The 22,719-nt window shown below is 65.2% G+C and carries 25 protein-coding genes; 9 read left to right on the forward strand and 16 right to left on the reverse strand.

Annotated features, from left to right (window positions below):
* Positions 1 to 4: 4 nt before the first annotated feature.
* Entirely contained in the window at positions 5 to 994 is a 990-nt protein-coding gene (locus tag ACQR07_RS27655) for an alpha/beta hydrolase family protein (protein ID WP_434905264.1), read from the forward strand.
* Positions 995 to 1,091: 97 nt separating this feature from the next.
* Here the strand turns inward: ACQR07_RS27655 and ACQR07_RS27660 are convergent, their stop codons facing one another.
* The 5 genes from ACQR07_RS27660 to ACQR07_RS27680 all read right to left on the reverse strand — a co-directional run bounded on the left by ACQR07_RS27660 (position 1,092) and on the right by ACQR07_RS27680 (position 8,313).
* Positions 1,092 to 1,907 (reverse strand): ABC transporter permease, encoded by an 816-nt coding sequence (locus ACQR07_RS27660; RefSeq protein ID WP_434905265.1) that lies wholly within the window; start codon positions 1,905 to 1,907, stop codon positions 1,092 to 1,094.
* A complete protein-coding gene (locus tag ACQR07_RS27665) occupies positions 1,907 to 2,821 on the reverse strand; it encodes an ABC transporter permease (protein ID WP_434905266.1) in 915 nt (304 codons plus the stop codon). The genes ACQR07_RS27660 and ACQR07_RS27665 overlap by 1 nt, the downstream gene beginning before the upstream one ends.
* On the reverse strand, positions 2,818 to 3,990 hold the full coding sequence (locus tag ACQR07_RS27670) for an ABC transporter ATP-binding protein (RefSeq protein WP_434905267.1): 1,173 nt from the start codon (positions 3,988 to 3,990) through the stop codon (positions 2,818 to 2,820). The genes ACQR07_RS27665 and ACQR07_RS27670 overlap by 4 nt, the downstream gene beginning before the upstream one ends.
* A 50-nt stretch (positions 3,991 to 4,040) precedes the next feature.
* Entirely contained in the window at positions 4,041 to 5,591 is a 1,551-nt protein-coding gene (locus ACQR07_RS27675) for a glycerol-3-phosphate dehydrogenase (protein WP_434905268.1), read from the reverse strand.
* 133 nt (positions 5,592 to 5,724) lie between these two features.
* The gene (locus tag ACQR07_RS27680) at positions 5,725 to 8,313 is read right to left on the reverse strand and encodes a sensor domain-containing protein (RefSeq protein ID WP_434905269.1); all 2,589 of its coding nucleotides are present in this window, start codon (positions 8,311 to 8,313) and stop codon (positions 5,725 to 5,727) included.
* Here ACQR07_RS27680 and ACQR07_RS27685 point away from each other — a divergent pair.
* Both ACQR07_RS27685 and ACQR07_RS27690 read left to right on the forward strand, forming a co-directional pair.
* Entirely contained in the window at positions 8,312 to 8,617 is a 306-nt protein-coding gene (locus ACQR07_RS27685) for a hypothetical protein (RefSeq protein ID WP_434905270.1), read from the forward strand. The genes ACQR07_RS27680 and ACQR07_RS27685 overlap by 2 nt on opposite strands.
* Positions 8,618 to 8,654: 37 nt before the next feature.
* Positions 8,655 to 9,758 carry an NAD(P)/FAD-dependent oxidoreductase gene (locus tag ACQR07_RS27690; RefSeq protein WP_434905271.1) on the forward strand — a complete coding sequence of 368 codons (1,104 nt, stop codon included), beginning with the start codon at positions 8,655 to 8,657 and terminating at the stop codon, positions 9,756 to 9,758.
* Positions 9,759 to 9,906: 148 nt separating this feature from the next.
* Here ACQR07_RS27690 and ACQR07_RS27695 read toward each other — a convergent pair whose 3' ends face one another.
* Positions 9,907 to 10,092 (reverse strand): YdcH family protein, encoded by a 186-nt coding sequence (locus ACQR07_RS27695; RefSeq protein WP_434865788.1) that lies wholly within the window; start codon positions 10,090 to 10,092, stop codon positions 9,907 to 9,909.
* A gap of 290 nt (positions 10,093 to 10,382) precedes the next feature.
* Between ACQR07_RS27695 and ACQR07_RS27700 the strand changes: the two genes are divergently transcribed.
* The 3 genes from ACQR07_RS27700 (at position 10,383) to ACQR07_RS27710 (ending at position 11,244) form a co-directional block, all read left to right on the forward strand.
* Entirely contained in the window at positions 10,383 to 10,589 is a 207-nt protein-coding gene (locus tag ACQR07_RS27700; protein WP_041751032.1) for a YdcH family protein, read from the forward strand.
* A gap of 141 nt (positions 10,590 to 10,730) precedes the next feature.
* The gene (locus ACQR07_RS27705; protein WP_434865787.1) at positions 10,731 to 10,931 is read left to right on the forward strand and encodes a hypothetical protein; all 201 of its coding nucleotides are present in this window, start codon (positions 10,731 to 10,733) and stop codon (positions 10,929 to 10,931) included.
* 61 nt (positions 10,932 to 10,992) lie between these two features.
* Complete coding sequence (locus tag ACQR07_RS27710; protein WP_434865786.1) at positions 10,993 to 11,244, forward strand: hypothetical protein; 252 nt, start codon at positions 10,993 to 10,995, stop codon at positions 11,242 to 11,244.
* A 132-nt stretch (positions 11,245 to 11,376) separates the two neighbouring features.
* On the opposite strand, the gene ACQR07_RS27715 is transcribed toward ACQR07_RS27710, so the two are convergent.
* The gene (locus ACQR07_RS27715; RefSeq protein ID WP_434905272.1) at positions 11,377 to 12,063 is read right to left on the reverse strand and encodes a GGDEF domain-containing protein; all 687 of its coding nucleotides are present in this window, start codon (positions 12,061 to 12,063) and stop codon (positions 11,377 to 11,379) included.
* 149 nt (positions 12,064 to 12,212) lie between these two features.
* Between ACQR07_RS27715 and purE the strand changes: the two genes are divergently transcribed.
* The 3 genes from purE (at position 12,213) to rpsU (ending at position 14,274) form a co-directional block, all read left to right on the forward strand.
* Positions 12,213 to 12,701 (forward strand): 5-(carboxyamino)imidazole ribonucleotide mutase, encoded by a 489-nt coding sequence (purE, locus tag ACQR07_RS27720; RefSeq protein ID WP_434905273.1) that lies wholly within the window; start codon positions 12,213 to 12,215, stop codon positions 12,699 to 12,701.
* Entirely contained in the window at positions 12,698 to 13,816 is a 1,119-nt protein-coding gene (locus tag ACQR07_RS27725) for a 5-(carboxyamino)imidazole ribonucleotide synthase (protein WP_434905274.1), read from the forward strand. The genes purE and ACQR07_RS27725 overlap by 4 nt, the downstream gene beginning before the upstream one ends.
* Positions 13,817 to 13,965: 149 nt before the next feature.
* Positions 13,966 to 14,274 (forward strand): 30S ribosomal protein S21, encoded by a 309-nt coding sequence (gene rpsU, locus ACQR07_RS27730; RefSeq protein ID WP_434865782.1) that lies wholly within the window; start codon positions 13,966 to 13,968, stop codon positions 14,272 to 14,274.
* Positions 14,275 to 14,491: 217 nt separating this feature from the next.
* Here the strand turns inward: rpsU and ACQR07_RS27735 are convergent, their stop codons facing one another.
* From ACQR07_RS27735 to ACQR07_RS27775, 9 genes are all read right to left on the reverse strand, one after another.
* On the reverse strand, positions 14,492 to 15,442 hold the full coding sequence (locus ACQR07_RS27735) for a hypothetical protein (RefSeq protein WP_434905275.1): 951 nt from the start codon (positions 15,440 to 15,442) through the stop codon (positions 14,492 to 14,494).
* Between the two features lie 238 nt (positions 15,443 to 15,680).
* Positions 15,681 to 15,965, reverse strand: coding sequence for a cupin domain-containing protein (locus tag ACQR07_RS27740; protein ID WP_434905276.1), 285 nt, complete (start codon positions 15,963 to 15,965; stop codon positions 15,681 to 15,683).
* A gap of 17 nt (positions 15,966 to 15,982) precedes the next feature.
* Positions 15,983 to 17,080, reverse strand: coding sequence for a calcium:proton antiporter (locus ACQR07_RS27745; RefSeq protein ID WP_434905277.1), 1,098 nt, complete (start codon positions 17,078 to 17,080; stop codon positions 15,983 to 15,985).
* Between the two features lie 111 nt (positions 17,081 to 17,191).
* Positions 17,192 to 18,526 carry a sodium:proton antiporter gene (locus ACQR07_RS27750; protein ID WP_434905278.1) on the reverse strand — a complete coding sequence of 445 codons (1,335 nt, stop codon included), beginning with the start codon at positions 18,524 to 18,526 and terminating at the stop codon, positions 17,192 to 17,194.
* Positions 18,527 to 18,623: 97 nt separating this feature from the next.
* The gene (locus ACQR07_RS27755) at positions 18,624 to 19,424 is read right to left on the reverse strand and encodes an alpha/beta hydrolase (RefSeq protein WP_434905279.1); all 801 of its coding nucleotides are present in this window, start codon (positions 19,422 to 19,424) and stop codon (positions 18,624 to 18,626) included.
* 18 nt (positions 19,425 to 19,442) lie between these two features.
* A complete protein-coding gene (locus ACQR07_RS27760) occupies positions 19,443 to 20,840 on the reverse strand; it encodes an NAD(P)(+) transhydrogenase (Re/Si-specific) subunit beta (RefSeq protein WP_434865776.1) in 1,398 nt (465 codons plus the stop codon).
* 58 nt (positions 20,841 to 20,898) lie between these two features.
* Positions 20,899 to 21,216, reverse strand: a complete 318-nt coding sequence (locus ACQR07_RS27765; protein ID WP_172109941.1) for a proton-translocating transhydrogenase family protein — start codon at positions 21,214 to 21,216, stop codon at positions 20,899 to 20,901.
* An 11-nt stretch (positions 21,217 to 21,227) separates the two neighbouring features.
* Positions 21,228 to 22,355 (reverse strand): Re/Si-specific NAD(P)(+) transhydrogenase subunit alpha, encoded by a 1,128-nt coding sequence (locus ACQR07_RS27770; RefSeq protein ID WP_434905280.1) that lies wholly within the window; start codon positions 22,353 to 22,355, stop codon positions 21,228 to 21,230.
* A gap of 125 nt (positions 22,356 to 22,480) precedes the next feature.
* Positions 22,481 to 22,633: an aa3-type cytochrome c oxidase subunit IV gene (locus ACQR07_RS27775; RefSeq protein WP_434865774.1), complete on the reverse strand. Its 153-nt coding sequence runs from the start codon at positions 22,631 to 22,633 to the stop codon at positions 22,481 to 22,483.
* Between the last annotated feature and the right edge of the window lie 86 nt (positions 22,634 to 22,719).

Genomic DNA, 22,719 nt, shown 5'->3' on the forward strand with positions numbered 1-22,719 from the left:
AGTGATGCGCGTCGGATTCCGCCAGGGCCGCATCGAGGATGCCTCGCGGCCGAACTGGGATGGCGACGGGCCGCGGCCGATCGACTGGTTCGCCTGGTACCCGGCCGCAGATGACGCGACCGAAGCAGCGCTTCCGCTCGCCCCATGGCCGCAAGGATGGTTCAAGGCTGGAACCGCGGCGCTGGACGCGCCGCTCGCCGCCGACGGGCCCTATCCGCTCGTGGTCTACTCGCACGGCACGGGCTGCAATGGCCTGCAGGTCGAATGGCTGGCGCGGGAGCTGGCAGCCCGCGGCTTCATCGCGGTCGGCGTCAACCATCACGGCAACAACAATGCCGCGCCGTATCGGGCCGAGGGCTTCCTGTGTTCGTGGGAGCGGCCGCGCGACATCTCGCTGCTGATCGACCACGTCCTGGCTGATCCCGTCTTCGCCGGCCGCATCGACGCCAACAGCCTCTTCGCGGTCGGCTATTCGCTGGGCGGCGTCACGGTCACCTCGCTGCTCGGCGCCATCATGATCCGCTCGCCATTCGCGCCCGGCGCCAATCTCGGCCGCGGACCGCGCGAGTTTCCCGACCTCGTCGATCATCTGCCGCGGCTGATGGAGGAGAGCCAGGTCTTCCGCGACTCCTGGGCGCGCATGTCGGACTCCTATCACGACCCGCGCATCAAGGCGGCGCTGCTGCTGGCGCCGGGACGTTCCGTGCAGGGATTCTCCGAGGAGAGCGTGGCCGCGATCCGCGTGCCGACGCGGATCATGGTCGGCGGGGCCGATGCACTGCTGCCGGCCGCTCGCTGGCTGCATGAGCGGCTGAACGGCAGCATATTCGACATCGTCGCCGCCGATGCCGGCCACTACGTCTTCCTGCCCGAGAGCACCGACCTCGGCCGCAACTCTGATCCTGCATGCTGCGTCGATCCGCCCTCGGTCGATCGCGGCGCGGTGCATCGCTTGGTCGTGGCCGCCGCGTTACAGCTGTTCGCTGTTGAGTGACGCTGCCACGACATTCTCCGTCATTGCGAGCGCAGCGAAGCAATCCAGAGTCCTTGCTGGGCCCTGGATTGCTTCGCTGCGCTCGCAATGACGGCCGCTACAGCGGGGCGGCGCTCTCGCCGCGGTCGCTCGACAGTTTCGAGGCCAGCGACGCCACCACGATCACCATGGCGATCAGCCCGATGACCAGCGTGCAGATCGCGTTGATCTCGGGTTTCACGCCCAACCGCACCTCCGAATAGATCCGGATCGGCAAGGTCGCCGAGCCCGGCCCGGTGGTGAAGCTCGCGATCACGAGATCGTCGAGCGACAGCGTGAACGCCAGCATCCAGCCGGCGACCACGGCGGGCGCGATCAGCGGCAGCGTGACCATCACGAAGGCGCGCAGCGGATCACAGCCGAGGTCCATGGCCGCCTCCTCCAGGCTGCGGTCGAGCGACACCAGCCGCGACTGCACGACCACGGCGACGAAGCACATCGTCAGCGTGGTATGCGCGATCGTCACCGTCCAGAAGCCGCGCTCGGCGTCCAGCGCCACAAACAGCAGGAGGAGCGACAGGCCGGTGATCACCTCGGGCATGACCAGCGGCGCATACAGCATGCCGGAGAACAGCATGCGACCGCGAAAACCCTGTCCGCGCGACAGCGCCACGGCGGCGAGCGTGCCGAGCACCGTCGCCACCGTGGCCGACGTGGCGCCGACCCGCAGGCTCATCCAGGCCGCATCGATCATCGCGATGTCGTTGAAGAACTCGTAATACCAGCGCAGCGACCAGCCGCCCCACACCGTCACCAGCCGCGAGGCGTTGAAGGAGTAGATCACCAGGATCAGGATCGGCAGATAGAGAAATGCCAGCCCGAGCGTCAGCGAGGCGACGTTGAAGCGCGACAGGCGCGTCGGCTTTGCCGCCATCACCGGCCCTCCTCCAGCTGCCGGCGCTGCAGGCGGTCGTAGAGCAGCAGTGGCAGCAGCAGCACTGCAAGCAGCACGACTGCGATGCTCGAGGCCACCGGCCAGTCCTTGTTGGTGAAGAACTCCAGCCACAGGGTCTGGCCGATCATCAGCGATTTGGAGCCCGCGAGCAGGTCGGGAATGACGAACTCGCCGACGATCGGGATGAAACACAACAGCGCGCCGGCACCGACGCCGGGCAGCGACAGCGGGAACGTCACCAGCCAGAAGATCTCGCGCGGCGCCGCGCCGAGATCGGCGGCCGCCTCCTCCAGCGCCGGCTCCAGTTTCGTCAAGGTTGCGAACAGCGGCAGGATCATGAACGGCAGATAGGAGTAGACGATACCAACATACATCGCGCTGTCGGTCGACAGCCACACCACCGGCGTCGACACCAGATGCAGCGCGAGCAGGATCTGGTTCAGGAGCCCGTCATGCTGCAGGATGTTCACCCAGGCATAGATGCGGATCAGGAACGAGGTCCAGAACGGCACGATGACCAGTATCATCGCGATGCCCTGCCAGCGCCGCGGCAGCCGCGCCATGCCATAGGCGATGGGGTAACCGATCAGGAGCAGGATCGCCGTCGACGTCAATGCGACGACGACGCTGCGCAGGTACGAGGCGAGATACAGATCGTCCGACAGCAGCAGCCGGAAATTGTCCAGCGACAGCGCCGAGAAGGCATCGCGTAGCGACGACACCCCGTCCGTCAGCGAGAACATCGGCGTATAGGGCGGCTGCGCGATCGCGGTCTGCGACAGGCTGATCTTGGCGACGAAGGCGAACGGCACCAGGAAGAACAGCACCATCCAGACATAGGGCGCGATCGCCGCGAAGCGTGCCGGTCGCGAGAAGATGCGGCGCGCGCTCATCGCTCCAGCACCACGCAATCGTCCGGCGTGAACCAGGCCACGACGCGCTGGTTCATGCCATAGCCGTCGGCATCGAGGCGTGCGGTGTTGGCCTGGGAGGCATGCAGCACGGCGCCGCCATCGAGCTTGATCTTGTAGACGGTCTTGCCGCCGAGATAGCTCGCATCGGTGATGGCGCCTTCGACGCAATTGATCGTGGCAGCATCGCCTGCCGGCCGACGCAATGCCAGGCGGATCTTTTCAGGGCGGATCGCGACGGCCACCTTGCTCTCCGTGACCGGAGTCACCGGCTGCGCCGCGACCAGTTCACCCGCGGTGGAGGTCGCGACCCGCAGCCGCAGCGGCTCCCGCGCCGTCACCTCGCCCTCGAACAGATTGATGTCGCCGACGAACTCCGCGACCCAGCGCGAGGCGGGCTCCTCATAGAGCCGGCGCGGCACGGCCACCTGCTCGAGCTTGCCGGCATTCATCACGCCGATCCGGCTCGCCACCGTCATCGCCTCCTCCTGGTCGTGGGTGACGATGATGAAGGTCATGCCGAGCTTGCGCTGCAGTTCCATCAGTTCGAACTGTGTGCTCTCACGCAGCTTCTTGTCGAGGGCTGCCATCGGCTCGTCGAGCAGCAGCACCTGCGGACGCCGCGCCAGCGAGCGCGCCAGCGCGACGCGTTGCTTCTGGCCACCGGAGAGCTGATCGGGCTTGCGCTTCTCCAACCCCTCGAGGCGGACCAGCGCCACCATCTCGGCCACGCGCGTGGCGATCTCGGCGCGCGCCATGCCGGCACGCTTCAATCCGAAGGCGATGTTGTCGCGCACGTTCAGATGCGGGAACAGCGCGTAGTTCTGGAACATTATGTTGACCGGCCGCTCGTGCGGCAGCACCTGGGCGATGTCCTCGCCCGAGAGCAGGATGCGCCCCTCGTCCGGCGTCTCGAACCCGGCCAGCATGCGCAACAGCGTGGTCTTGCCGCAGCCGCTCGGGCCGAGCAGCGCAAAGAATTCGCCGGCGCGGATGTCGAGCGAAACGCCGTCGACGGCGCGGAAGCTGCCGAACGCCTTGACGACGTTCTCGATCCGCAGGATCGGCGGCAAGGGATCGGGACGCGGCTCCGGTGATGGTGAGGGCGCCGGCTCGGCGGCAGGCTCTGGGGTCGCGATATCGTCGGCCATGGTCCGGTCTGGTCACCCTGCCGGCTCCCAACGGCGCGGCGCAGGGCAAGCTAGCCGCCGATCGACTGCAGCTCAACCGCACGCGGCCGGCTATCCCCGTCCCCATCGCGCGGGACCGATGGGCTCGCAGCAGAGGTCGCGGCGGCCATGAAGGCGGCGAGGGCGTCGCGGTCGGCGGCGGAAACGCTCAGGCCGAGCTTGGTCCTCCGCCACAACACGTCCTCCGGAAACCGCGCCCATTCCTTGGTCATGAGGTAGCGGACCTCCGCCGCGGTGAGCTGCGGCCCGAAGGCTTGGCCAAGTTCGGCACGGCTCCTCGCCGCGCCGAGGATCTCAACAAGCCTAGTGCCGTAAGCCCCGACGAGACGGCGCGCCTCGGCTTCGCCAAGGAAGCGCCAGCGCTCCCGCGAGTCATCGACGACGTCCTCGAAACGTTCGGCATCGAAATCGCCGCCCGGCAACGGCGCCCCGGCGGTCCAGCGCGGCGACATCGGAAAGAACCTGGCGAGCCCCGAGATGGCCTGCTCGGCGCGATGCCGGGCCGTGGTCACGTCGCCGCCGCACAGGGTCAGAAGCGGCGCCTTGCCGCGGCTGGCCTGGAGGTTCATCACGGACTCGAGCCGCTCACCCTCGTGTCCGTGCAGTACCATCATGTTGGCTCCGGAGACGGTCTTGACGACGTCCGCCGGCTGGATGTCCGAGCGGAAGTAGCGGTTCGCCGCCTTGCACAGATAGGTCACGTCGGCAGCCGGCATGGTCACCACGGCCGGATCGCCATTGAAGCCGTGAGCGACGGTTCCGATCAGCGTGAAATCGCCGGCATAGGGTTGGGCGAAGATCAGCCGCCCGTCCGAATTCTGAAACACGTAGACGGCGTCGACATCGAACAGCTTGGGCACCACGATCTGGTTGACCTGCCTTGCGGTGACGCGCAGCGGCGGCTGGCGCAGCACGGTCTCGGCGGTCGAGACACTCCAGGCTCCCGTGGCATTGGCGAGCGCGCCGGCTGTGACGATGCGGCGATGGCCGCGGTCGATGATCGCGAGGCGCCAGATCCGGTCACGGTCGGCACGGATGCAGCGGGCGCCGGTTCGGATGGCCGCGCCGCGTTCGGCAGCATCGAGCGCGGTCACCACCACGAGGCGGCAGTCGTCGACCACGCAGTCGGAGTATTCGAACGCCGTGCCGATCGGACGCTTCAGCGCGTCGCCAATCGGATGATGCGTCACGTCGAGCGTCGTCGCGGATGGCAGCCGCCGCCGTGCTGCGAGCCGGTCATAGAACCAAAGTCCGGTCCGCAGCTGCCAATGCGGACGCTCATTGGCGTGGGCGGGGATCGCAAAGCGGATCGGACGGACCAGATGCGGCGCGATCCCGAGCCAGATGTCGCGCTCGCTGAGCGATCTGCGCACGCGCAACAGGCTCCGTCGCTCCAGCGCGGCGAGATCGCCGTGCACCAGCCGGGATGTCGCCGACGAGGCTGCGTGACCAAGGTCGCCCTGCTCGAGCAGGATCACACGCAGGCCACGGCCCGCCGCATCACGCGCCAAGCTGACGCCGTTCAGACCCCCACCGATGATCGCGAGATCGTAGTCCGCCATGCTGCCCAAATCTTCGAGCGTGTCAGGACGCACGATCGTAGACCTGCAACGATGATTCTCGTAGTCGCCGCGCCTGTGAGTCAGCGGATAATTTCGCGCTGTTGCGCGGCAGCCTCTGACCGCAATCCTACGGTCAGCCGGTCTTGCGCACGGACTCCACGACGTCGTCATGCGCACGGCCGACGACGCCGTCATATTTGGCGATCGGCAACGGCTTGCCGAGCAGATAGCCCTGAACCGAATCGCAACCCTGCTCGGCGAGGAAGCCGAGTTGCTCCGGCGTCTCGACGCCTTCGGCGACGATCGACATGTTCATGCCGTGCCCCAGACCGATCACCGCACGAATGATCGCTGCCGATTGCGGATTGCGGCCGAGATTCATGACAAAGGCGCGGTCGATCTTGATCTTGTCGAACGGGAAGGCCTGCAAATAGCTCAGCGACGAGTAGCCGCTGCCGAAATCGTCCATCGAGACGCGGACGCCGAGCGCCTTCAGGCGGCGCAGCAGCGAGACGCCGCGATCGAAATCCTCGATCAGCACGCCCTCGGTGATCTCGAGCTCGAGCCGTCCCGGCGACAGGCCGGTCTCGAGCAGGATCGAATGCACCAGAGCAACCAGATCGCCGTGAACGAACTGGGCGGGCGACAGGTTGACCGCGACCTGCAGCGGCTTCGGCCAGGACGCGGCCTCGCGGCAGGCCTCGCGAAGGATCCACTCGCCCATCTCGACGATCAGCCCACTCTCTTCCGCAAGCGGAATGAAGTCGCAGGGCGGCACGAAGCCGCGCACCGGATGCTGCCAGCGCGCCAGCGCTTCGAAGCCGATGATCTCGCTGGAGTCGACGGTGCGGCCCGAGCTGGCCTGCGGCTGGAAGTACAGCGACAGCTCGCCATGCTTGATGGCAACCGATAGCTCCTGGTGCAGAACGCGGCGGTCGCGGATCTGCTGGTCCATCTCCGGTTCGTAGAAGGTGATGCTGCCGCGCGACTTGGCCTTGGCGCGGAACAGCGCGGCGCCGGCATTGGCCAGCAGCGACGCGGGATCCGAACCGTTGTGCGGGAATACCGAGATGCCGGTGGTGAGCGCGGTGCGGATCGACTTGCCGTCGATCTGGAAGTCGACGGCGATGGCTGTCGCGAGCTGTTCGGCGAGCGCCCGGCCCGCCTCCGGCTGTTTGCCGTCGATGATCAGCCCGAACTCGTCGCCGGACAGACGCGCCACCACGCCACCGCGGGAGATGTGGTGCACGCGACGGGCCACCTCGATCAGGAGCTTGTCGCCGATGGCGTGGCCGAAGACGTCGTTGACGTCCTTCAGGCCCTTCAGGTCGATGTTCAGCACCGCGAACTCTTCGTCGGTGTCCCGGCAAGCGTCGATCATCTGGCTCAGCGCCTGCAGGAAGGCGGCACGGTTCGGCAGATCGGTCAGGCCGTCGTGATAGGCCATATGCGCCATCCGCGATTCGGTCTGGCGCCGGTCCGTGACATCCTCGTAGGTCTTGATCAGATATTGCGGATCGCCCGCATCGCCGAGCACCGTCACGCGCCGGGTCAGGAACAGCCGCAGGCCGTCCTTGGTCGAGATCGGATGCTCCTCCGTCATCAGGCTGCGCTTCCTGATGGCGGCCTCGTCGCGCGCCATGATCAGCCGAGCCTCGCGCGGATTGAAGATGTCGGCTGCGGTCAAGCCGGTCGCATCCTCGCGCTTGCGATTGAGGATGATCTCGGCGCTGCGGTTGGCGAGCAGATAACGGCCGTCCTTGGCACTTTCGACGATCAGGGACACCGGGATGTTGTCGACGACGAGCTCCAGGAACCTTTTGGTGTTCTCGAGCTCAAGACCGAGCGATCGCCGCTCGGTCGCATCGTCGAACACCGCGATGAGGAACTGCGGCTCATTCTTGTCGTTGCGCGCGACGACCCGGTGGGCCTCCAGGATGCGCTTCTCGTCGCCGCGCTGGACCGCCAGCTCGCTGCGACAGGTGGTGCCGGGCGTCAGTATCGCTTCCTGATCGGCGGCCCTGATATCGGCGGCGGTCTCGTCGCCGAACAGGTCGCTCGGGCGCTTGCCGATGATCCGCTCGCGCGGCATCTGCGCGAACTGCTCGAACGCCCGGTTGGCGAAGATGTAGCGGCCATCCTCGATGTTCTTGGCCGCGACGCAGACCGGAACCTGGTCGACCACCGATTCCAGGAACTGTTTGGTCGAGGCGAGCTCGCGCTCGAGCCGATGCTGCGCCGTGCAGTCCTCGTGGATGCCGATCGAGCCGCCGGTCGGCAGACGGATGATCTGGGCGCGCACGGTACGCCCGTTGGCCAGCTCGATCAGGCAGCCATCCGGCTCCTGCGCCTGCCGCGCGTACTCCTCGACCGTCAGTTTCAGCAGGCCGCGCTGACGCTGCAGCTCGACCAGATCCCGCCCGGTGCAGCCGGGCGGAATGTCGGCCCGGGTCATGCCGTAGATCTCGAGCAGGCGCTGGTTGTAGAAAATGACGCGGTTGGAGGGGCCGGTGAGCATCACCCCCTGGCTGAGATTGTTCAGCGCGGAGCTGATGAAGGCGTTGCGCCGCAACTGGGCGCGCTTGGCGCGCCGCAAGGCCGAGAGGATCCAGATCACGACCGACGCCAGAAAGGCGCAGACCACGACGCCCGCGATCAGCACCTTCCACAGCACGTCGGCCTCAACGGCGCCGAGATCGCCGGACGACGAGACATCGCCCATGGCGACCCAGGTGGCGGCCCAGGCCCGCGTCGACCCCGCCGACAGCAAGGCCGCGGTGACCATCGAGGCCGCAACGACCCGTGCAGAAAACGCGTTTCTGCCGCTCGTCTGCCATTTGTTGCCAGCCATCAATCACCCGCGGTATTCGAGGGTATTGTCTGGCCTGCACATGTTGGGATCGGGTAAACGGGTTCCGCAAATTGCGCAAAACGCAAAGCAAAATCCGTCAATGATTGCCTATGATGAACGCTTTGCTAAGCGGTGGCATGCTGTAGGCCTCGGTTCCGCCCACCAGGGATTGTAACGAGCGATGGCTTCTCCAAATTGTTTCAGGATTGCGCATGGATAAAGTGGATTGCGTCGTCGTCGGCGCGGGCGTGGTCGGACTGGCCGTGGCCCGCCAGCTGGCTACAGCGGGACGCGAAGTGATCGTCCTGGAGGCGGCCGAGGACATCGGCACCGTCACCTCGTCGCGCAACAGCGAAGTCATCCATGCCGGTATCTATTACAAGGCCGGCAGCCTGATGGCCCGGTTCTGCGTCAGCGGCAAACGCCTATTATACCGCTACTGTGACGAGCACGGCGTGCCCTATCGCAATTGCGGCAAGCTGATCGTCGCGACCAATCCGGCCGAGACCGACAAGCTGCAAGGAATTCGCGCTCATGCCGAGGCGAACGGCGTCGAGGGCATGCGACTGTTGTCCGGCGCCGAGGCGCGGGCCATGGAGCCAGCCCTGGCCTGCGAGGCCGCGCTGCTGTCAGCGTCCACCGGGATCCTCGACAGCCATGCCTACATGCTGTCGCTGCGCGGCGAGATCGAGGACGCCGGCGGCGCCTTCGCGTTCCACACCCCCCTGCTGCGGGCCAAGGCCGCCGGCGGCGCGATCGAGGTCGACGCCGGCGGCGACCAGCCGATGACGCTCTCCTGCCAGCTGCTGGTCAATGCCGCCGGCCTGAATGCGCCGGCGGTGGCCCGCCTGATCGACGGCATGCCGCCGCAGTTGGTGCCGACCGCTTATCTCGCCAAGGGCAACTACTTCAGCTGCAGCGCCAAGGCGCCGTTTGCACGGCTGATCTATCCCGTGCCGGAGCCCGGCGGCCTCGGCGTCCATCTCACGCTCGATATGGCAGGCCAAGCCCGCTTCGGCCCGGACGTCGAGTGGATCGATCACATCGACTATGCGGTCGATCCCGGCCGCGCCGCACGCTTCTATCCGGCGATCCGCAAATATTGGCCGACGTTGCCCGATGGTGCGTTGATGCCGAGCTACTCAGGCATCCGGCCGAAGATCGTACCTCCGGAAGTGGCCTCACAGGACTTCGTGATCCAGGGTCCACGCGATCACGGCGTGACCGGATTGATCAATTTGTTCGGAATTGAATCGCCCGGACTAACGTCGTCGCTTGCGATCGCACAGCATGTCGGCGACCTCACAGCGAGCTGACGGCCACGGTCCAGACCTCCAGCGACGCAAAGACTTAGTTCAACGCGGGGGCTGGGATGGGCTTGTCATGCCATCCCAGCGCGAGCGCTCATCCGGCTTGTTGGTAGGATCGTGTCGACAGAGATGCAGGACCTCGTCCGATAAACATTCAGTGAATTGTTTCGCTCGTGACTTGTCTCAAGCGCTCGATCTCGTCCTTCACCATCAGCTTACGGCGCTTCAACTCGGCAATACGCAGGTCGTCAGTCGACGGATGCACGAGAGCTTCATGCAATTCGTTTTCAAGAACTTTATGCTTACGCTCCAGTTCAACGAGATGCGCCTGAAGGGCCATTCGAAACCTCCTCGGTAGGTGAACCTGAGATTCGACCAGGGATGGCAAGTGTACACGAGTGGCTTGACCTGTCGATGGGGCCAAAAGACCGCACATGCAAATTTGAGCACGGTGTGTAATGAAGCGTGAGCAGAAGCGGACGAATCTAAAACCGATGCAAACTTGAAATTCACGGGACAGCCGCGCGGATCAATGCTTCTCGGCTTGCGCTCGAGGTTCGCAAGCGCAATATTTGCGACCTCCCGCCGCAAGCCTTTCCACTTCTCTCCGCTTTTTTGCTATCATAGATCATGGCTGACCAAGACGAGCGCGAACTGCAGGCTGAACTCGCACGCCTGCAGCAGGAGCACCGCGACCTCGACGCGGCGATTGACGCTTTGCATCAATCGCCCGCTCCCGATTTGTTGCGGCTGCAACGGCTGAAGAAGCGCAAACTGTCCCTCCGCGACCGCATCGCCTTCATCGAAGATCAGATCACCCCCGACATCATCGCCTGACAAAGAGCGTCAGCGGTTTTGACCATTGCGTTTGCAAACCGTGAAATGCGCGTGGATGGCTCGAACGCGACTTGACATATCAGGAACAAAAAGAGAACATTCAGCCATCTCAGTCCCGCAAACCAGGCAAGGATGGTTCTGATGTCTGCCTCGTTCTCTCCGCAAGACCGCTTGTACGAACAGGCCTGCGATCAGGCCATTGCGATGTGCGACGGCAATCTGCGCTCCACCATCAAGGCGCTGATCATGGCCAACGAATATCTCGAATTGGAACTGCAGGAGTTGCGCATGGCCGTCTCGTGCGGCTGCATGCCGAACGAGGCGCAGAGCAGCGCGGCCTGAGGACACCCCGGCGGAGGCGATCCTGCAGTTGCAACTCCGCGCCGCCACAGGAGGAGCGCGCATGCCTGACGTCACCTACTACGTTGCGATGGCGTTCAAGCGGGACGAATCTGGGGAGTTGATCGCGGGCGCGGCAGAGGAGTGCCAGAGTTCTGCGACCGCGCTGCGCCGTGCCGAGGCGATGTCGCGGCTGCCCGACAACATCGGCGCAGTCGCCTTCAGCCGCAGCGGAGATCCGTTGATGGGCGAGTTCAACGACGCTCGGCTGCTGCACAAGTTCGGCCAATTGCCAGACGATCTCGGCCAGCTGTGATCGCGTGCAGGTGCTGAGTGGGGGGTGTGAGACGCTCGATCTCTCTCATGTCGCCAGCGACGATAGTTTGTGTGAATCGCAGTTCGGATCGGCTTGCCTGGACGACCGCGAACTGTGGCGCTCGATGCGCTGTCAGCTGCCGTGGGTCGGAAAACGAAACTCGCTCCTTCGCTGCGCCTTGCGGATGTACATCGCACGGTCGGCTTCCTCCAAGGCGCGCACGGGATTGACGCGCTTGTCCAGCAAGGCCACTCCGGCAGATGCACCGGCGCGGACCGTCTGGCCACCAAACGTGAAGCTCAGGCGATCGATCGCTTCCTCCAGTGCGGCAGCCTTGACGCGTGCATCGGTGTCGCTGAGGTGCCAGAGCAGCACACCGAACTCGTCGCCGCCCAACCGTCCGATCACATCGGACAACCGAACCTCCTCAGCGAGAACGCGCGCGACCGCCTTGAGCACCTCGTCACCTGCGGCATGCCCGAAGGTGTCGTTGATCGGCTTGAGACGATCGACGTCGAGGACGACCAGGGCGCCGGTCGCGTCGTAGCGTTTGATGAACGCGATCGAACGGTGCAGCTCGCGGGCGAAGCCGCGTCGGTTGAAGATGTCGAGCAGGAAATCGCGCTCGGCGGTCGCCGACAGTTCCTCGATCCGGACGTGCGCGATGGCGAGCTCGGCCTTGAGGCGCCGGATGGCCTGCCGCGCGCCGGCCGGCGCCGAACCCGGGCCCGGCGCACGCCGTCCCAGTGGTCCCTTGCGGTGGTAGCGGGATCGGCGCCGGCCGGCTGACGCGGCCATCTTCATGCGCTTCTTTTTCATCCCACCCCTCACCCCCGCCGTCATTTTGGCTTGCCGGGCCAAACCAAGTCAGGATAGTCCATTTAGACCTCCATGCCATGGTTTGCCGCTGTCGGGACCGATCCTATACTCCGGCCCATGCTTCTGGATTCCCGAGACGAATTGAGTTCATGACCGCCCCGATCGCCATCATCATGGGAAGCCAGTCCGACTGGGATACCATGCGCAACGCCGCCGAGACACTCGATGCCCTGGGCGTGAACTATGACGCCCGCATCGTCTCCGCGCATCGCACCCCGGACCGGCTGTACGCGTTTGCCAAGGGCGCCAAGGCTGCCGGCTACAAGGTCGTGATCGCCGGTGCCGGCGGCGCCGCCCATTTGCCCGGCATGACGGCATCCCTGACAGAACTGCCCGTATTCGGCGTTCCCGTCGAATCCAAGGCCCTGTCGGGAATCGACTCGCTCTATTCCATCGTGCAGATGCCGGCCGGCATTCCGGTGGGAACCCTCGCCATCGGCAGGTCCGGCGCGATCAACGCGGCGCTGCTGGCTGCCAGCGTGCTGGCGCTGTCAGATCCGGCGCTGGCCAGCCGCCTCGCGGCGTGGCGACAGGCCCAGACCAACGCAATCGCCGAACGTCCGGAGGGCACGGCGTGACCGGGTCCAATCGGGTCAAGCTCAAGCCCGGCGACACCATCGGCATTCTCGGCGGCGGCCAGCTCGGCCGCATGCTGGCGCTGGCCGCGGCCCGGCTCGGGCTGCGCTGCCAGGTGTTCTCGCCCGACCCGGACTCACCGGCCTTCGACGTCGTCCTGCACGCGACCTGCGCCGAATATGCCGACGTGGAGGCGCTGGAGCTGTTTGCCAACGACGTCGATGTCGTCACCTACGAGTTCGAGAACGTCCCCTCCGCTGCCGCCCTCGTGCTGGGCGCGCGCCGTCCGGTGTTGCCGAGCCGGTCGTCGCTCGAGACCACCCAGGACCGCCTGACCGAGAAGGATTTCGTCACCTCGCTCGGCATCCGCACCGCCAACTACGCCGACGTCTCCTCGGTCGGAACGCTGCGGGAGGCGATCCTGCGGATCGGCTTGCCGGCCGTGCTGAAAACCCGCCGCTTCGGCTATGACGGCAAGGGCCAGGTCAAGATCCAGCAGGGCGACAACCTCGAGCGGGTCTGGGCCGAGCTCGGCACCAAGTCCGCCATTCTCGAGGCTTTCGTGCCGTTCGAGCGCGAGATCTCGGTCGTTGCGGCGCGGGCTGCCGATGGTCAGGTCGAGTGTTTCGACGTGACCGAGAACGAGCATCGCGATCACATCCTCAAAGTGTCACGCGCGCCGGCCGCCATTCCGGATGCCCTCGCCGACGAGGCCCGCGACATCGCGAGCCGGATCGCGACCGCATTGGACTATGTCGGGGTGCTCGCGGTCGAAATGTTCGTGGTGTCGGGCGGCCCCACTCCGGGCGTTCTGGTCAACGAGATCGCTCCCCGCGTCCACAATTCCGGTCACTGGACGCTCGATGGGGCGTCGATTTCGCAGTTCGAGCAGCACATCAGAGCGATCGCGGGCTGGCCGCTCGGCAAGCCGGTGCGGCACGGCGACGTCACCATGACCAACCTGATCGGGGACGAGATCGACAGCTACGAGCAATGGCTCACGGTTCCCGGCGCGACCGTCCATCTCTACGGCAAGGGCGCCGCTCGCCCGGGCCGCAAAATGGGTCATGTAACCCTGGTCGCCCCGTCTGCGCCGGCCAAAAAACCGCGGTCCTGAGCGTTAATCTTTCAGCCAAAGCCCGGCACCGGGTGGACAGCCCTGGTGTTGTCTGATACACGGGCGCCCTCAAGGTTAAGGGCGCGGCCTTCTGCCAGCCCTGGCTTTCACCAGATTTCAAACCGATAGACTGAGAAAGAGGATGCCGCGTGCAGGTTCTCGTTCGCGATAACAATGTCGATCAAGCCCTCAAGGCGCTCAAGAAGAAGATGCAGCGCGAGGGCATTTTCCGCGAGATGAAGCTCCGCGGCCATTACGAGAAGCCCTCTGAGAAGAAAGCCCGCGAGAAGGCCGAAGCCGTGCGCCGTGCGCGCAAGCTGGCCCGCAAGAAGCTGCAGCGTGAAGGTCTGCTGCCGATGAAGCCGAAGCCGGTGTTCGGCGCTGGCGCAGGTGGTGACCGTGGCGGCGCTGGTCGTGGTCCGGGCGCTGGTGGCCCTCGCCCCGGTGCGCCGCGCTGATCTGCCACTTCGATTGTAGAACTCTGAAAACGCGGGCCCTGGGCTCGCGTTTTTTCGTTTTGGGCCTTGTTGAACTACCGAACTTCGGCGTCGCGCCGATCGCGCGCGCCTCGAGGTGACGGCCTCTCGATCGCGCTGCAGAGGCCTCCCGCTGAAAACAAAAAAGCGGCAGACCAACGGTCTACCGCTTCGCGGGGAACGCCAGATCGCGTCCGATCTACTTCGGAAGCACCGAGTGGAAAACCGACTTGGCCGCAGACACCATGTCGTGCGCGACGTTGGACATCTGATCCTTGATCGACGGATCAGCCCTGTCGGCACGCAGGTCGAGCGGACGCAATTGCTGCGCGGGAATCTCTGCCGGTGGCGTCGGACGGCCATCGGGCTGCAATGCTCCGGTGTAGCTCGGGCTCGTCGCCGACGGCATGGCGAAGCCCTGCTCGGCCGGCGGCGCTGATACCGTGACCGGCGGCGGTAACGGGCGAACCGGCGACACCTGGGGCGCCATTGTCGCGATCCGCGGCGGTTCGCCGGCACCGCGAGCCGAATCGTTCGCGGACTTGTCTGCAGCCGTCTTTCCGGCACTTTCGCTCGCACGCAGCCGCTCAATCGCAGCGCGGGCGAGATCAGCGGCGTCGCGGCGATCCTCCGGAGGGGTCGCCGGCGCCTCGGTCTGCGTTCCCCGAGAAATCAACTTCTCACGCGCCGACACGGCGCGTCGCGCTGCCTTCTCCTCGGCGGGGAGGCTTGCCGTCTCGGTCGGCTTCACGTCGACGGCCTTCTCCGAAGCCTTGTCGGCCAGCGACTTCTCGGAGACCCCCTTGGCCTTGATGCCCGGAGCCGGGATGTTGGACACCTCGGCCGACGTTTCGGCCGGCTTGGCGGCAGCCTTGGAATCTGCCTTGAGGTCCGCCTTTGCCTCCAGCTTCGCAGGCTCCGTCCCCTTGGCTGAAGACTGTGCCGTGTCGCTCTTGGAAGTGTCGCTCTTGGACGTGTCGCTCTTGGAGCCCGTGAGCTTGGCATAGGCCGCAGACGCCATGGCCGCCACGGTCGATGGCGGCGAGTCGGGCTTGGTATTGATGTAGTGGTTGACGATGTAGGCCCCGATGATGGTGGCCACCACCGACGGGATGATCTCCATGGCGAACTTTGTGAGATATTTCAGCATGCTGACCACTCCCGCGCGGTATTTGCGGGAACTTTGAGGCACAATTAAGGGACCATTCCCCACCTTCCGAAGCTCGCCACCTGCAATGCACACAAGCGCGGGGCCGCCGAAAGTCGTTATTCTGAAAGCCTTTGGAACGCGAGCCCTGCGGCCGTTCAACATCACAACGGCGCTGCAACAGCACTCCGGATCGCCGGCTCAAGATACCACAATCAGCGGCATCCCGGTAAACAATTGGTTACGGCTTCAATTCAACTTCCAGGAAAACGATCTCGGAACTGGTCTCGTTCAGCACATCGTGTTCGACGCCGGCTTTGCGGAAGTAGGATTTTCCGGTTGCGAGCTGCGCCTTGGAGCGCTCGCCCGACGGCGCCACGATCGTCATCTCCCCCGCGGTGACGGGCACGATGACATAGTCCATCTCATGAATGTGGCGCCCCGTCGCGCTGCCGGGCGCCAGCCGCCACTCCGTGACGCGGACCTCGGGCGTGTCGACCTGGACGTCGGATTGGGCGCTGAGCATGGGGACCTCGCAGGAAATCAGGGCACGAAGAGCAGGAACAGGAATATCGCGAACACCACCATGTGCACCAGCCCGAACAGGATGTTCGTCCGCCCGGTGCCGAAGGTCAGCATGCTCAGAATGAAGGTCAGCACCAGCAGCACCATTCCCTGTGCATCGAGCCCGAGCACGAGTTGCTTCTGCAGCGCGTAGGCGGCGACCGCGACGGCCGGGATGGTCAGGCCGATCGTGGCGAGCGAGGACCCCAGCGCCAGGTTGATGCTCTTCTGCAGGTCGTTGGCGCGCGCCGCGGACAGCGCCGCCACGCTCTCCGGCAGCAGGATCAGCAGCGCCACCAGCACACCCGCCACAGCCGGCGGCGCGCCGGTCGCCGCGACTCCGGCATCGACGACCAGAGAGAATTTCTTGGCCAGCATCACCACCGCGAGCAAGGCCAGCAGCAACAGCCCGACGCTGAGCAGCAGCTGCCGCCGTGGCAAACGTACATCGTCATCGCTGAAGCCGGCCGCGCTGCCGACGAAGTAATCCCGGTGCCTCCTGGTCTGGGTGTAGAGGAATACGGCGTAGAGGAGGATCGTCGCCACACTGACGAAGGCGAGCTGGGCCGCCGAAAACACCGGCCCCGGCGAGGTCAAGGTGTAGTTCGGCAGCACCAGGGTGATGGTGGCCATCGTAAACAGCACGCTGAGATAGAGATTGGCGCCGGAGAGCAGGAAATCCTGCTCGCGATAACGCAGGCCGCCGATGAAGACGCAGAGGCCGACCAGGCCGTTGCAGACGATCATCACGACGGCAAAGACCGTATCACGCGCCAGCGCCGGCGCGGCCTTGTCGCCGAGCATGATGGTCGCGATCAGCGCCACTTCGATGACCGTCACCGCCAGGGTCAGCAGCAGTGTGCCGAATGGCTCGCCGATCTCATGCGCGATCACCTCGGCGTGATGGACCGCCGCGAACACCGTGCCGAACAGGATGATCAGCAGCACGGCAGCAAACCCCACCCCGGCCGCCGATGGTGTGAAGTCGTAATGCGCCACGGTGACGGCCGCGACCAGTGCGATCGCCAGGCCCGGAAAGATCACGGACGATGCCGGCGTCGCGCTCTTCACGCTCATGAATTGGTCCTCGATCCCTGTTCCGCCCGACTATGCGCGATGCCGCGGCGATCGTCACCCGGCCCCGGCGATCGTCCGCCGCGGGACGGCTCGCGAGTGCCGCCGATCAGATCAATGGGAGCTGAGCAGCGGGTGGATGGGCAGCAGGGTCAAAAGCACGAACAGCGGAATCATCACGGCGCCCGCCGCCAGCATGTAGCCGAAGAAGCTCGGCATCTTGATGCCGCGCTCATTGGCAATGGCCGCAACCATGAAGTTCGGCGCATTGCCGATATAGGTCAGCGCGCCCATGTACACGGCGCCCATCGAGATCGCGGCCAGCGTTCCCGAGAGCTCGCCCATCAGCACCTTGGGATCGCCGCCCGCCAGCTCGAAGAACAACAGGTAGGTCGGCGCATTGTCGAGAAAGGCCGACATCAAGCCGGTGAACCAGAAATAGGCGACCTCGCGCGGCGCGCCGGCCGGTGTGGTCACGGCATTCAGCAGCCAGCCGAACGCGCCTTCATGCCCGGCATTGAGCATCGCGATCACCGGCACGATGGCCGTGAAGATCGCCGCGAACAGTTTGGCGACCTCGCGGATCGGCTCCCAGTTGAAGCCGTTGGCTTCGCGGTGCTCGTCAGGCGTCAGCCAGAGCGACAGGCCGGCGATCACGATCAGGAGGGCGTCGCGGACGAGGTTCTGCAGCTCCATATGCGTGCCCACGATGTCGAAGGAGACGCCAGGCTTCCACGTGGCTGACACCAGTGTGTTGGCGACGATCGCGGCGATCAGGACGATGTTGATGAGCCCGCGAATCCGCACCGGCTCTCCCCTGCCCTGCGTGGCCGACGGCTTCTCCGCGCGAAAGCGCCAAGCATCGATGGCGGCAAAGATCACGAGCAGACATCCGGCGACGATCGCGGTCTGCAGCCAGATGTTGCGCGTCGTCCAGAAGAAGTCGACGCCGCGCAGGAAGCCGACGAACAGCGGCGGGTCGCCCAGCGGGCTCAAAGCGCCGCCGACGTTGGCAGCGAGGATGATGAAGAAGATCAGCACATGCACGTTGTGGGGCCGCGCCAGATTGGCGCGGATCAGCGGTCGCACCAGGATCATCGCGGCGCCCGTGGTGCCGACCACGCTCGCGATGATGGTCCCGAGTGCCAGAATGGCCGTGTTCGTCGCCGGCGTTCCCCGGATGTCGCCGGTCACCAGGATGCCGCCAGCCACCGTATAGAGCGCGAACAGCAGCACGATGAAGCTGAGATATTCGGCAAGCAGCGCATGGATGAACGCCGCGGCTGCAGCCGCCGGTCCGGCCTGCCAGGCCAGGGCGGCCAGCGTGACCAACGCCCATGAAGCGGCGATCTTGCCGTAGTGGTGATGCCAGAAGCTGGCGAACAGCAGCGGCCCGAGCGCGATCGACAGCAGCAGGCCCCCGAACGGCAGCGCGAACGGCCAGGACATCGTTGCGCCGTTCAGCTCAGCGGCGTTCGCCGGGATCGGGAGACATGCGAAACCAACGACGGCCAGGAGCAGAGCCGGCCATCCTGAGACGTGAGCGCTACGGGTCGTTGATGAAATTCTTTGCCGTATCCGTCGCACCAAAAAGATCCAGATCGTTGTGGCCGCCCTCGGGAAACCGTACGAAGCGCTTGGGGTCATGCGCAAGTGCGACCAATCGTTCCCCGAACCGGATCGAGATCGCAGGATCCTTCGCTCCATGCATGATCAAAAGCGGCACATGCACCTTGGCGATGCGCCGGTCAGAATGGAAGCGGTCGAGCATCAGCAGACCGACGGGAACCACTTTCAGCATCTCCGAGGCGACATCGACAGTCGACGTGTACGGCGCTTCGAGGATCAGCTTGGCGATGGGATGGTCGGCGGCAATGGCGGTTGCCACGCCGCTGCCGAGCGAGAAGCCCCAGGCGACGATGCGCGCCGCATCGTAACGCTCCCGCGTGAATGCATAGGCGGCTGCGGCATCCTGAAGCAGGCCGGTCTCGCTGGGGCTGCCGCTCGATCCCGCGTAGCCGCGATACGACAGCGCGACGAGACCGGTGCCGTCGGCGGTGATCGCCTTGAAGCGCGAGACCACGCCGGCGAGGAAATCGCCGTTCCCCGGAAAGTACAGGACAACCTTGCGGCCGGGCTGTGCCGGGACGTGCCAAGCGATGATCTTCTCACCGTCTGCCGACGTCAGCACGTGCTCTTCAGCCTGCGCAAATCCCGCCAAAGCCGGCGGCGTGCGGCCGACCGGCGGGATCGGAAACAGCATGGCGCGCTGGCGTGCGAACAGCACGGCAAGAGCGGTGACATAGAGTGCCACCAGGACAATCAGGAGCCATTTCAGGATCGTCATGGCTCCTGCTGGTCTCGCCTACATCGCCTTGACGATGTTCTCGGTCATCTTCTTGGCGTCGCCGAGCAGCATCATCGTGTTGTCGCGATAGAACAGCGGATTGTCGATGCCGGCATAGCCCGAGGCGAGCGAGCGCTTGATGAACATCACGGTGCCGGCCTTCCAGACCTGCAGCACCGGCATGCCGTAGATCGGAGAGGTCTTGTCCTCTTCCGCCGCCGGATTGGTGACGTCGTTGGCGCCGATGACGAAGGCGATGTCTGCCTGGGCGAACTCGGAGTTGATGTCCTCGAGTTCGAACACCTCGTCATAGGGCACGTTGGCCTCGGCGAGCAGCACGTTCATGTGGCCGGGCATGCGGCCCGCAACCGGATGAATCGCGTACTTCACCTCGACGCCTTCCTTCTTCAGCGTGTCGGCCATCTCGCGCAGCGCGTGCTGGGCCTGGGCGACCGCCATGCCGTAACCGGGCACGATGATAACCTTGGAGGCGTTCTTCATGATGAAGGCCGCGTCGTCGGCCGAGCCGAGCTTGGCCGGCTTCTGCTCGCCCGTGCCTGCGCCCGCAGTCGCCGTCTCACCGCCGAAACCGCCGAGGATGACCGAGATGAAGGACCGGTTCATCGCGTGGCACATGATGTAGGACAGGATCGCGCCGGACGAGCCGACCAGCGCGCCGGTGATGATCAGCGCCGAATTGCCGAGCGTGAAGCCGATGCCGGCGGCCGCCCAACCCGAATAGGAGTTCAGCATCGAGATCACGACCGGCATGTCGGCGCCGCCGATCGGGATGATCATCAGCACGCCGAGGGCCAGCGCCAGCAACGTGACCATCAGGAAGTCGAAGCCGCCGCCGGTCATCACGAGGCGGACGACGAAGAACACCAGCGCGACAGCGAGCGCAATGTTGATGAGATGGCGCGCGGGCAGCATGATCGGTGCGCCGCTCATCCGTCCCGACAGCTTCATGAAGGCGATCACCGAGCCGGTGAACGTCAGCGCGCCGATGGCGACGCCGAGCGACATCTCGACCAGGCTCTGCGGATGGATGTTGCCGGGCGTGCCGATGTCGAAGGCTTCCGGCGCAAAGAACGCGCCCGCGGCGACCAGCACCGCGGCCATGCCGACCAGCGAGTGGAACGCCGCGACCAGCTCCGGCATCGCCGTCATCGGCACCCGGCGCGCGATGACCGCACCGATACCGCCGCCGATCGCGACGCCCAGGATCACCAGGATCCAGGCCACCGCATCCGCCGGCGGATGGCCGGCGAGTGTGGTGACCACAGCGATCGCCATGCCGGCCATGCCGAAGAAATTGCCCTGGCGGCTGCTGGCCGGGCTCGACAGCCCGCGGAGCGACAGGATGAACAGCACACCCGCCACGAGATAAAGGAGTGCCGACAGATTGGCGTTCATTGCAGATGCCCCGTTGTGCCTGTCATCCCGCGTCGTGCGGCGTTGTTAAGCGACGTTGTTATTTGGACTTCTTCTTGTACATCGCGAGCATGCGCTGGGTGACGAGGAAGCCTCCGAAGATGTTCACGCAAGCGAAGATCAGCGCGACGAAGCCGAACGCCCGCGCCAGACCGCTGCCGCTCGACAGCATGGGAACGCCGACTGCGAGCAGCGCGCCGACCACGATCACCGAGGAGATCGCATTGGTCACCGACATCAGCGGCGTATGCAGGGCCGGCGTCACCGACCACACCACGAAGTAGCCGACGAAGACCGCCAGCACGAAAATCGAAAGCCGGAAGACGAAGGGATCGACGGCTTGGACGACATGTTCCATGGCTTTGCTCCTCAGGCCTTGGGCTGGAAGTTCGGGTGGACGATGGCGCCGTCCTTTGTCAAAGCCGTGGCCTTGACCAGTTCGTCGTCCCAGTTCACCGCCAGCGTCTTCTCCTTTTTGTCGATCATCGTCTCGATGAAGGAGAACAGGTTGCGGGCGTAGAGTCCCGAGGCCGAGGCAGGGACACGGCCTGCCAGATTCGGGAAACCGATGATCTTCACGCCGTCGATGTCGACGATCTCGCCAAGCTTGACGCCTTCGACGTTGCCGCCGCGCTCGACCGCGAGATCGACCAGCACGGAGCCGGGGCGCATCGACTTCACCATCTCCATGGTGACCAGCCGCGGCGCCGGGCGGCCCGGGATCAGTGCGGTCGTGATGATGACGTCCTGCTTCTTGATGTGTTCCGCCGTCAGCGCCGCCTGCTTGGCCTGGTACTCCTTGGACATTTCCTTGGCGTAGCCGCCCGCGGTCTGCGCGTTCTTGAACTCCTCGTCCTCAACGGCGAGGAACTTGGCGCCAAGGCTCTCGACCTGCTCCTTAGTGGCCGGACGCACGTCGGTCGCGGAGACGATGGCGCCCAGCCGGCGCGCGGTCGCGATGGCCTGCAGTCCGGCGACGCCGACGCCCATGATGAAGACCTTGGTCGCCGGCACGGTGCCGGCGGCGGTCATCATCATCGGAAAGGCGCGGCCGAACGCCTCGGCGCCTTCGATGACGGCGCGGTAGCCGGCGAGGTTGGCCTGGCTCGACAGCACGTCCATCACCTGCGCGCGGGTAATGCGTGGCATCAGCTCCATTGCGAAGGCCGCAATCCCGGCATCGGCCATCGCCTTCAGGGCTGCGTCGTTGCCGTAAGGGTCCATGATCGCGAACACCAGCGCGCCGCGGCGGTAACTGGCGAGCTCGGAGGCCTCGGGCCGCTTCACCTTGATGATGATGTCGGCGTCCTTGAGCGCATCCGCGCTCACGGTCGCGCCAGCCGCCGTGAACTCCGCATCCGGCACGCCGGACTTGATGCCAGCGCCGGGCTCGATCGCGATCTCGGCGCCCAAAGCCTTGAACTTCTTCACCGTATCGGGAGAGGCGGCGACCCGCGGCTCCAACGGGTCGATTTCCTTGGCGACGGCAATCTTCATGAGGCCTCCGGCGCGAATGCGCGCGCGAGCTTTAAGGGCGGGACGTCCATTGTCTTCAGCAGGCAGCCTTGACAGCGCTCAGCTGAAAGCCCGCCGACGGTCACGCCAGCGGGCCGAAAACGACATTAGGCGAGGAAAATAGCCATCAAGATGACGATGAGGCCGACACCGATCGTGCCGTACTTCACCAGCGCGATGAAGCCCTCATAGGTTGCTTCATGCGCCGCGTAGTCGTTGCCGTCAGCCGTCGAGTAGGCGATCTGGCCATGGTCTGCCATCGGGGTCCCCCAGAGAGAATATGCTTTGTTAAGGTCGCATACCCCAAAGCCAATGCAAGGGCAACGGCTGGCATGCAAGGCAGTTT

The organism is Bradyrhizobium sp. HKCCYLS20291, from assembly GCF_051167715.1.
Classification (GTDB): Bacteria; Pseudomonadota; Alphaproteobacteria; order Rhizobiales; family Xanthobacteraceae; genus Bradyrhizobium.

Coding starts and splice junctions, on each gene's coding strand:
- ACQR07_RS27770 (WP_434905280.1), bottom strand. CDS start 22,355: ATGAAGATTGCCGTCGCCAAGGAAATCGACCCGTTGGAGCCGCGGGTC.
- ACQR07_RS27745 (WP_434905277.1), bottom strand. CDS start 17,080: ATGAGCGTGAAGAGCGCGACGCCGGCATCGTCCGTGATCTTTCCGGGC.
- ACQR07_RS27700 (WP_041751032.1), top strand. CDS start 10,383: ATGGCTGACCAAGACGAGCGCGAACTGCAGGCTGAACTCGCACGCCTG.
- ACQR07_RS27665 (WP_434905266.1), bottom strand. CDS start 2,821: ATGAGCGCGCGCCGCATCTTCTCGCGACCGGCACGCTTCGCGGCGATC.
- ACQR07_RS27710 (WP_434865786.1), top strand. CDS start 10,993: ATGCCTGACGTCACCTACTACGTTGCGATGGCGTTCAAGCGGGACGAA.
- ACQR07_RS27740 (WP_434905276.1), bottom strand. CDS start 15,965: ATGCTCAGCGCCCAATCCGACGTCCAGGTCGACACGCCCGAGGTCCGC.
- ACQR07_RS27690 (WP_434905271.1), top strand. CDS start 8,655: ATGGATAAAGTGGATTGCGTCGTCGTCGGCGCGGGCGTGGTCGGACTG.
- ACQR07_RS27695 (WP_434865788.1), bottom strand. CDS start 10,092: ATGGCCCTTCAGGCGCATCTCGTTGAACTGGAGCGTAAGCATAAAGTT.
- ACQR07_RS27765 (WP_172109941.1), bottom strand. CDS start 21,216: ATGGAACATGTCGTCCAAGCCGTCGATCCCTTCGTCTTCCGGCTTTCG.
- ACQR07_RS27750 (WP_434905278.1), bottom strand. CDS start 18,526: ATGTCCTGGCCGTTCGCGCTGCCGTTCGGGGGCCTGCTGCTGTCGATC.
- ACQR07_RS27675 (WP_434905268.1), bottom strand. CDS start 5,591: ATGGCGGACTACGATCTCGCGATCATCGGTGGGGGTCTGAACGGCGTC.
- ACQR07_RS27760 (WP_434865776.1), bottom strand. CDS start 20,840: ATGAACGCCAATCTGTCGGCACTCCTTTATCTCGTGGCGGGTGTGCTG.
- ACQR07_RS27755 (WP_434905279.1), bottom strand. CDS start 19,424: ATGACGATCCTGAAATGGCTCCTGATTGTCCTGGTGGCACTCTATGTC.
- ACQR07_RS27735 (WP_434905275.1), bottom strand. CDS start 15,442: ATGCTGAAATATCTCACAAAGTTCGCCATGGAGATCATCCCGTCGGTG.
- ACQR07_RS27715 (WP_434905272.1), bottom strand. CDS start 12,063: ATGAAAAAGAAGCGCATGAAGATGGCCGCGTCAGCCGGCCGGCGCCGA.
- purE (WP_434905273.1), top strand. CDS start 12,213: ATGACCGCCCCGATCGCCATCATCATGGGAAGCCAGTCCGACTGGGAT.
- ACQR07_RS27660 (WP_434905265.1), bottom strand. CDS start 1,907: ATGGCGGCAAAGCCGACGCGCCTGTCGCGCTTCAACGTCGCCTCGCTG.
- ACQR07_RS27655 (WP_434905264.1), top strand. CDS start 5: ATGCGCGTCGGATTCCGCCAGGGCCGCATCGAGGATGCCTCGCGGCCG.
- ACQR07_RS27775 (WP_434865774.1), bottom strand. CDS start 22,633: ATGGCAGACCATGGCCAGATCGCCTACTCGACGGCTGACGGCAACGAC.
- ACQR07_RS27670 (WP_434905267.1), bottom strand. CDS start 3,990: ATGGCCGACGATATCGCGACCCCAGAGCCTGCCGCCGAGCCGGCGCCC.
- ACQR07_RS27705 (WP_434865787.1), top strand. CDS start 10,731: ATGTCTGCCTCGTTCTCTCCGCAAGACCGCTTGTACGAACAGGCCTGC.
- ACQR07_RS27685 (WP_434905270.1), top strand. CDS start 8,312: ATGGCGACCCAGGTGGCGGCCCAGGCCCGCGTCGACCCCGCCGACAGC.
- ACQR07_RS27680 (WP_434905269.1), bottom strand. CDS start 8,313: ATGGGCGATGTCTCGTCGTCCGGCGATCTCGGCGCCGTTGAGGCCGAC.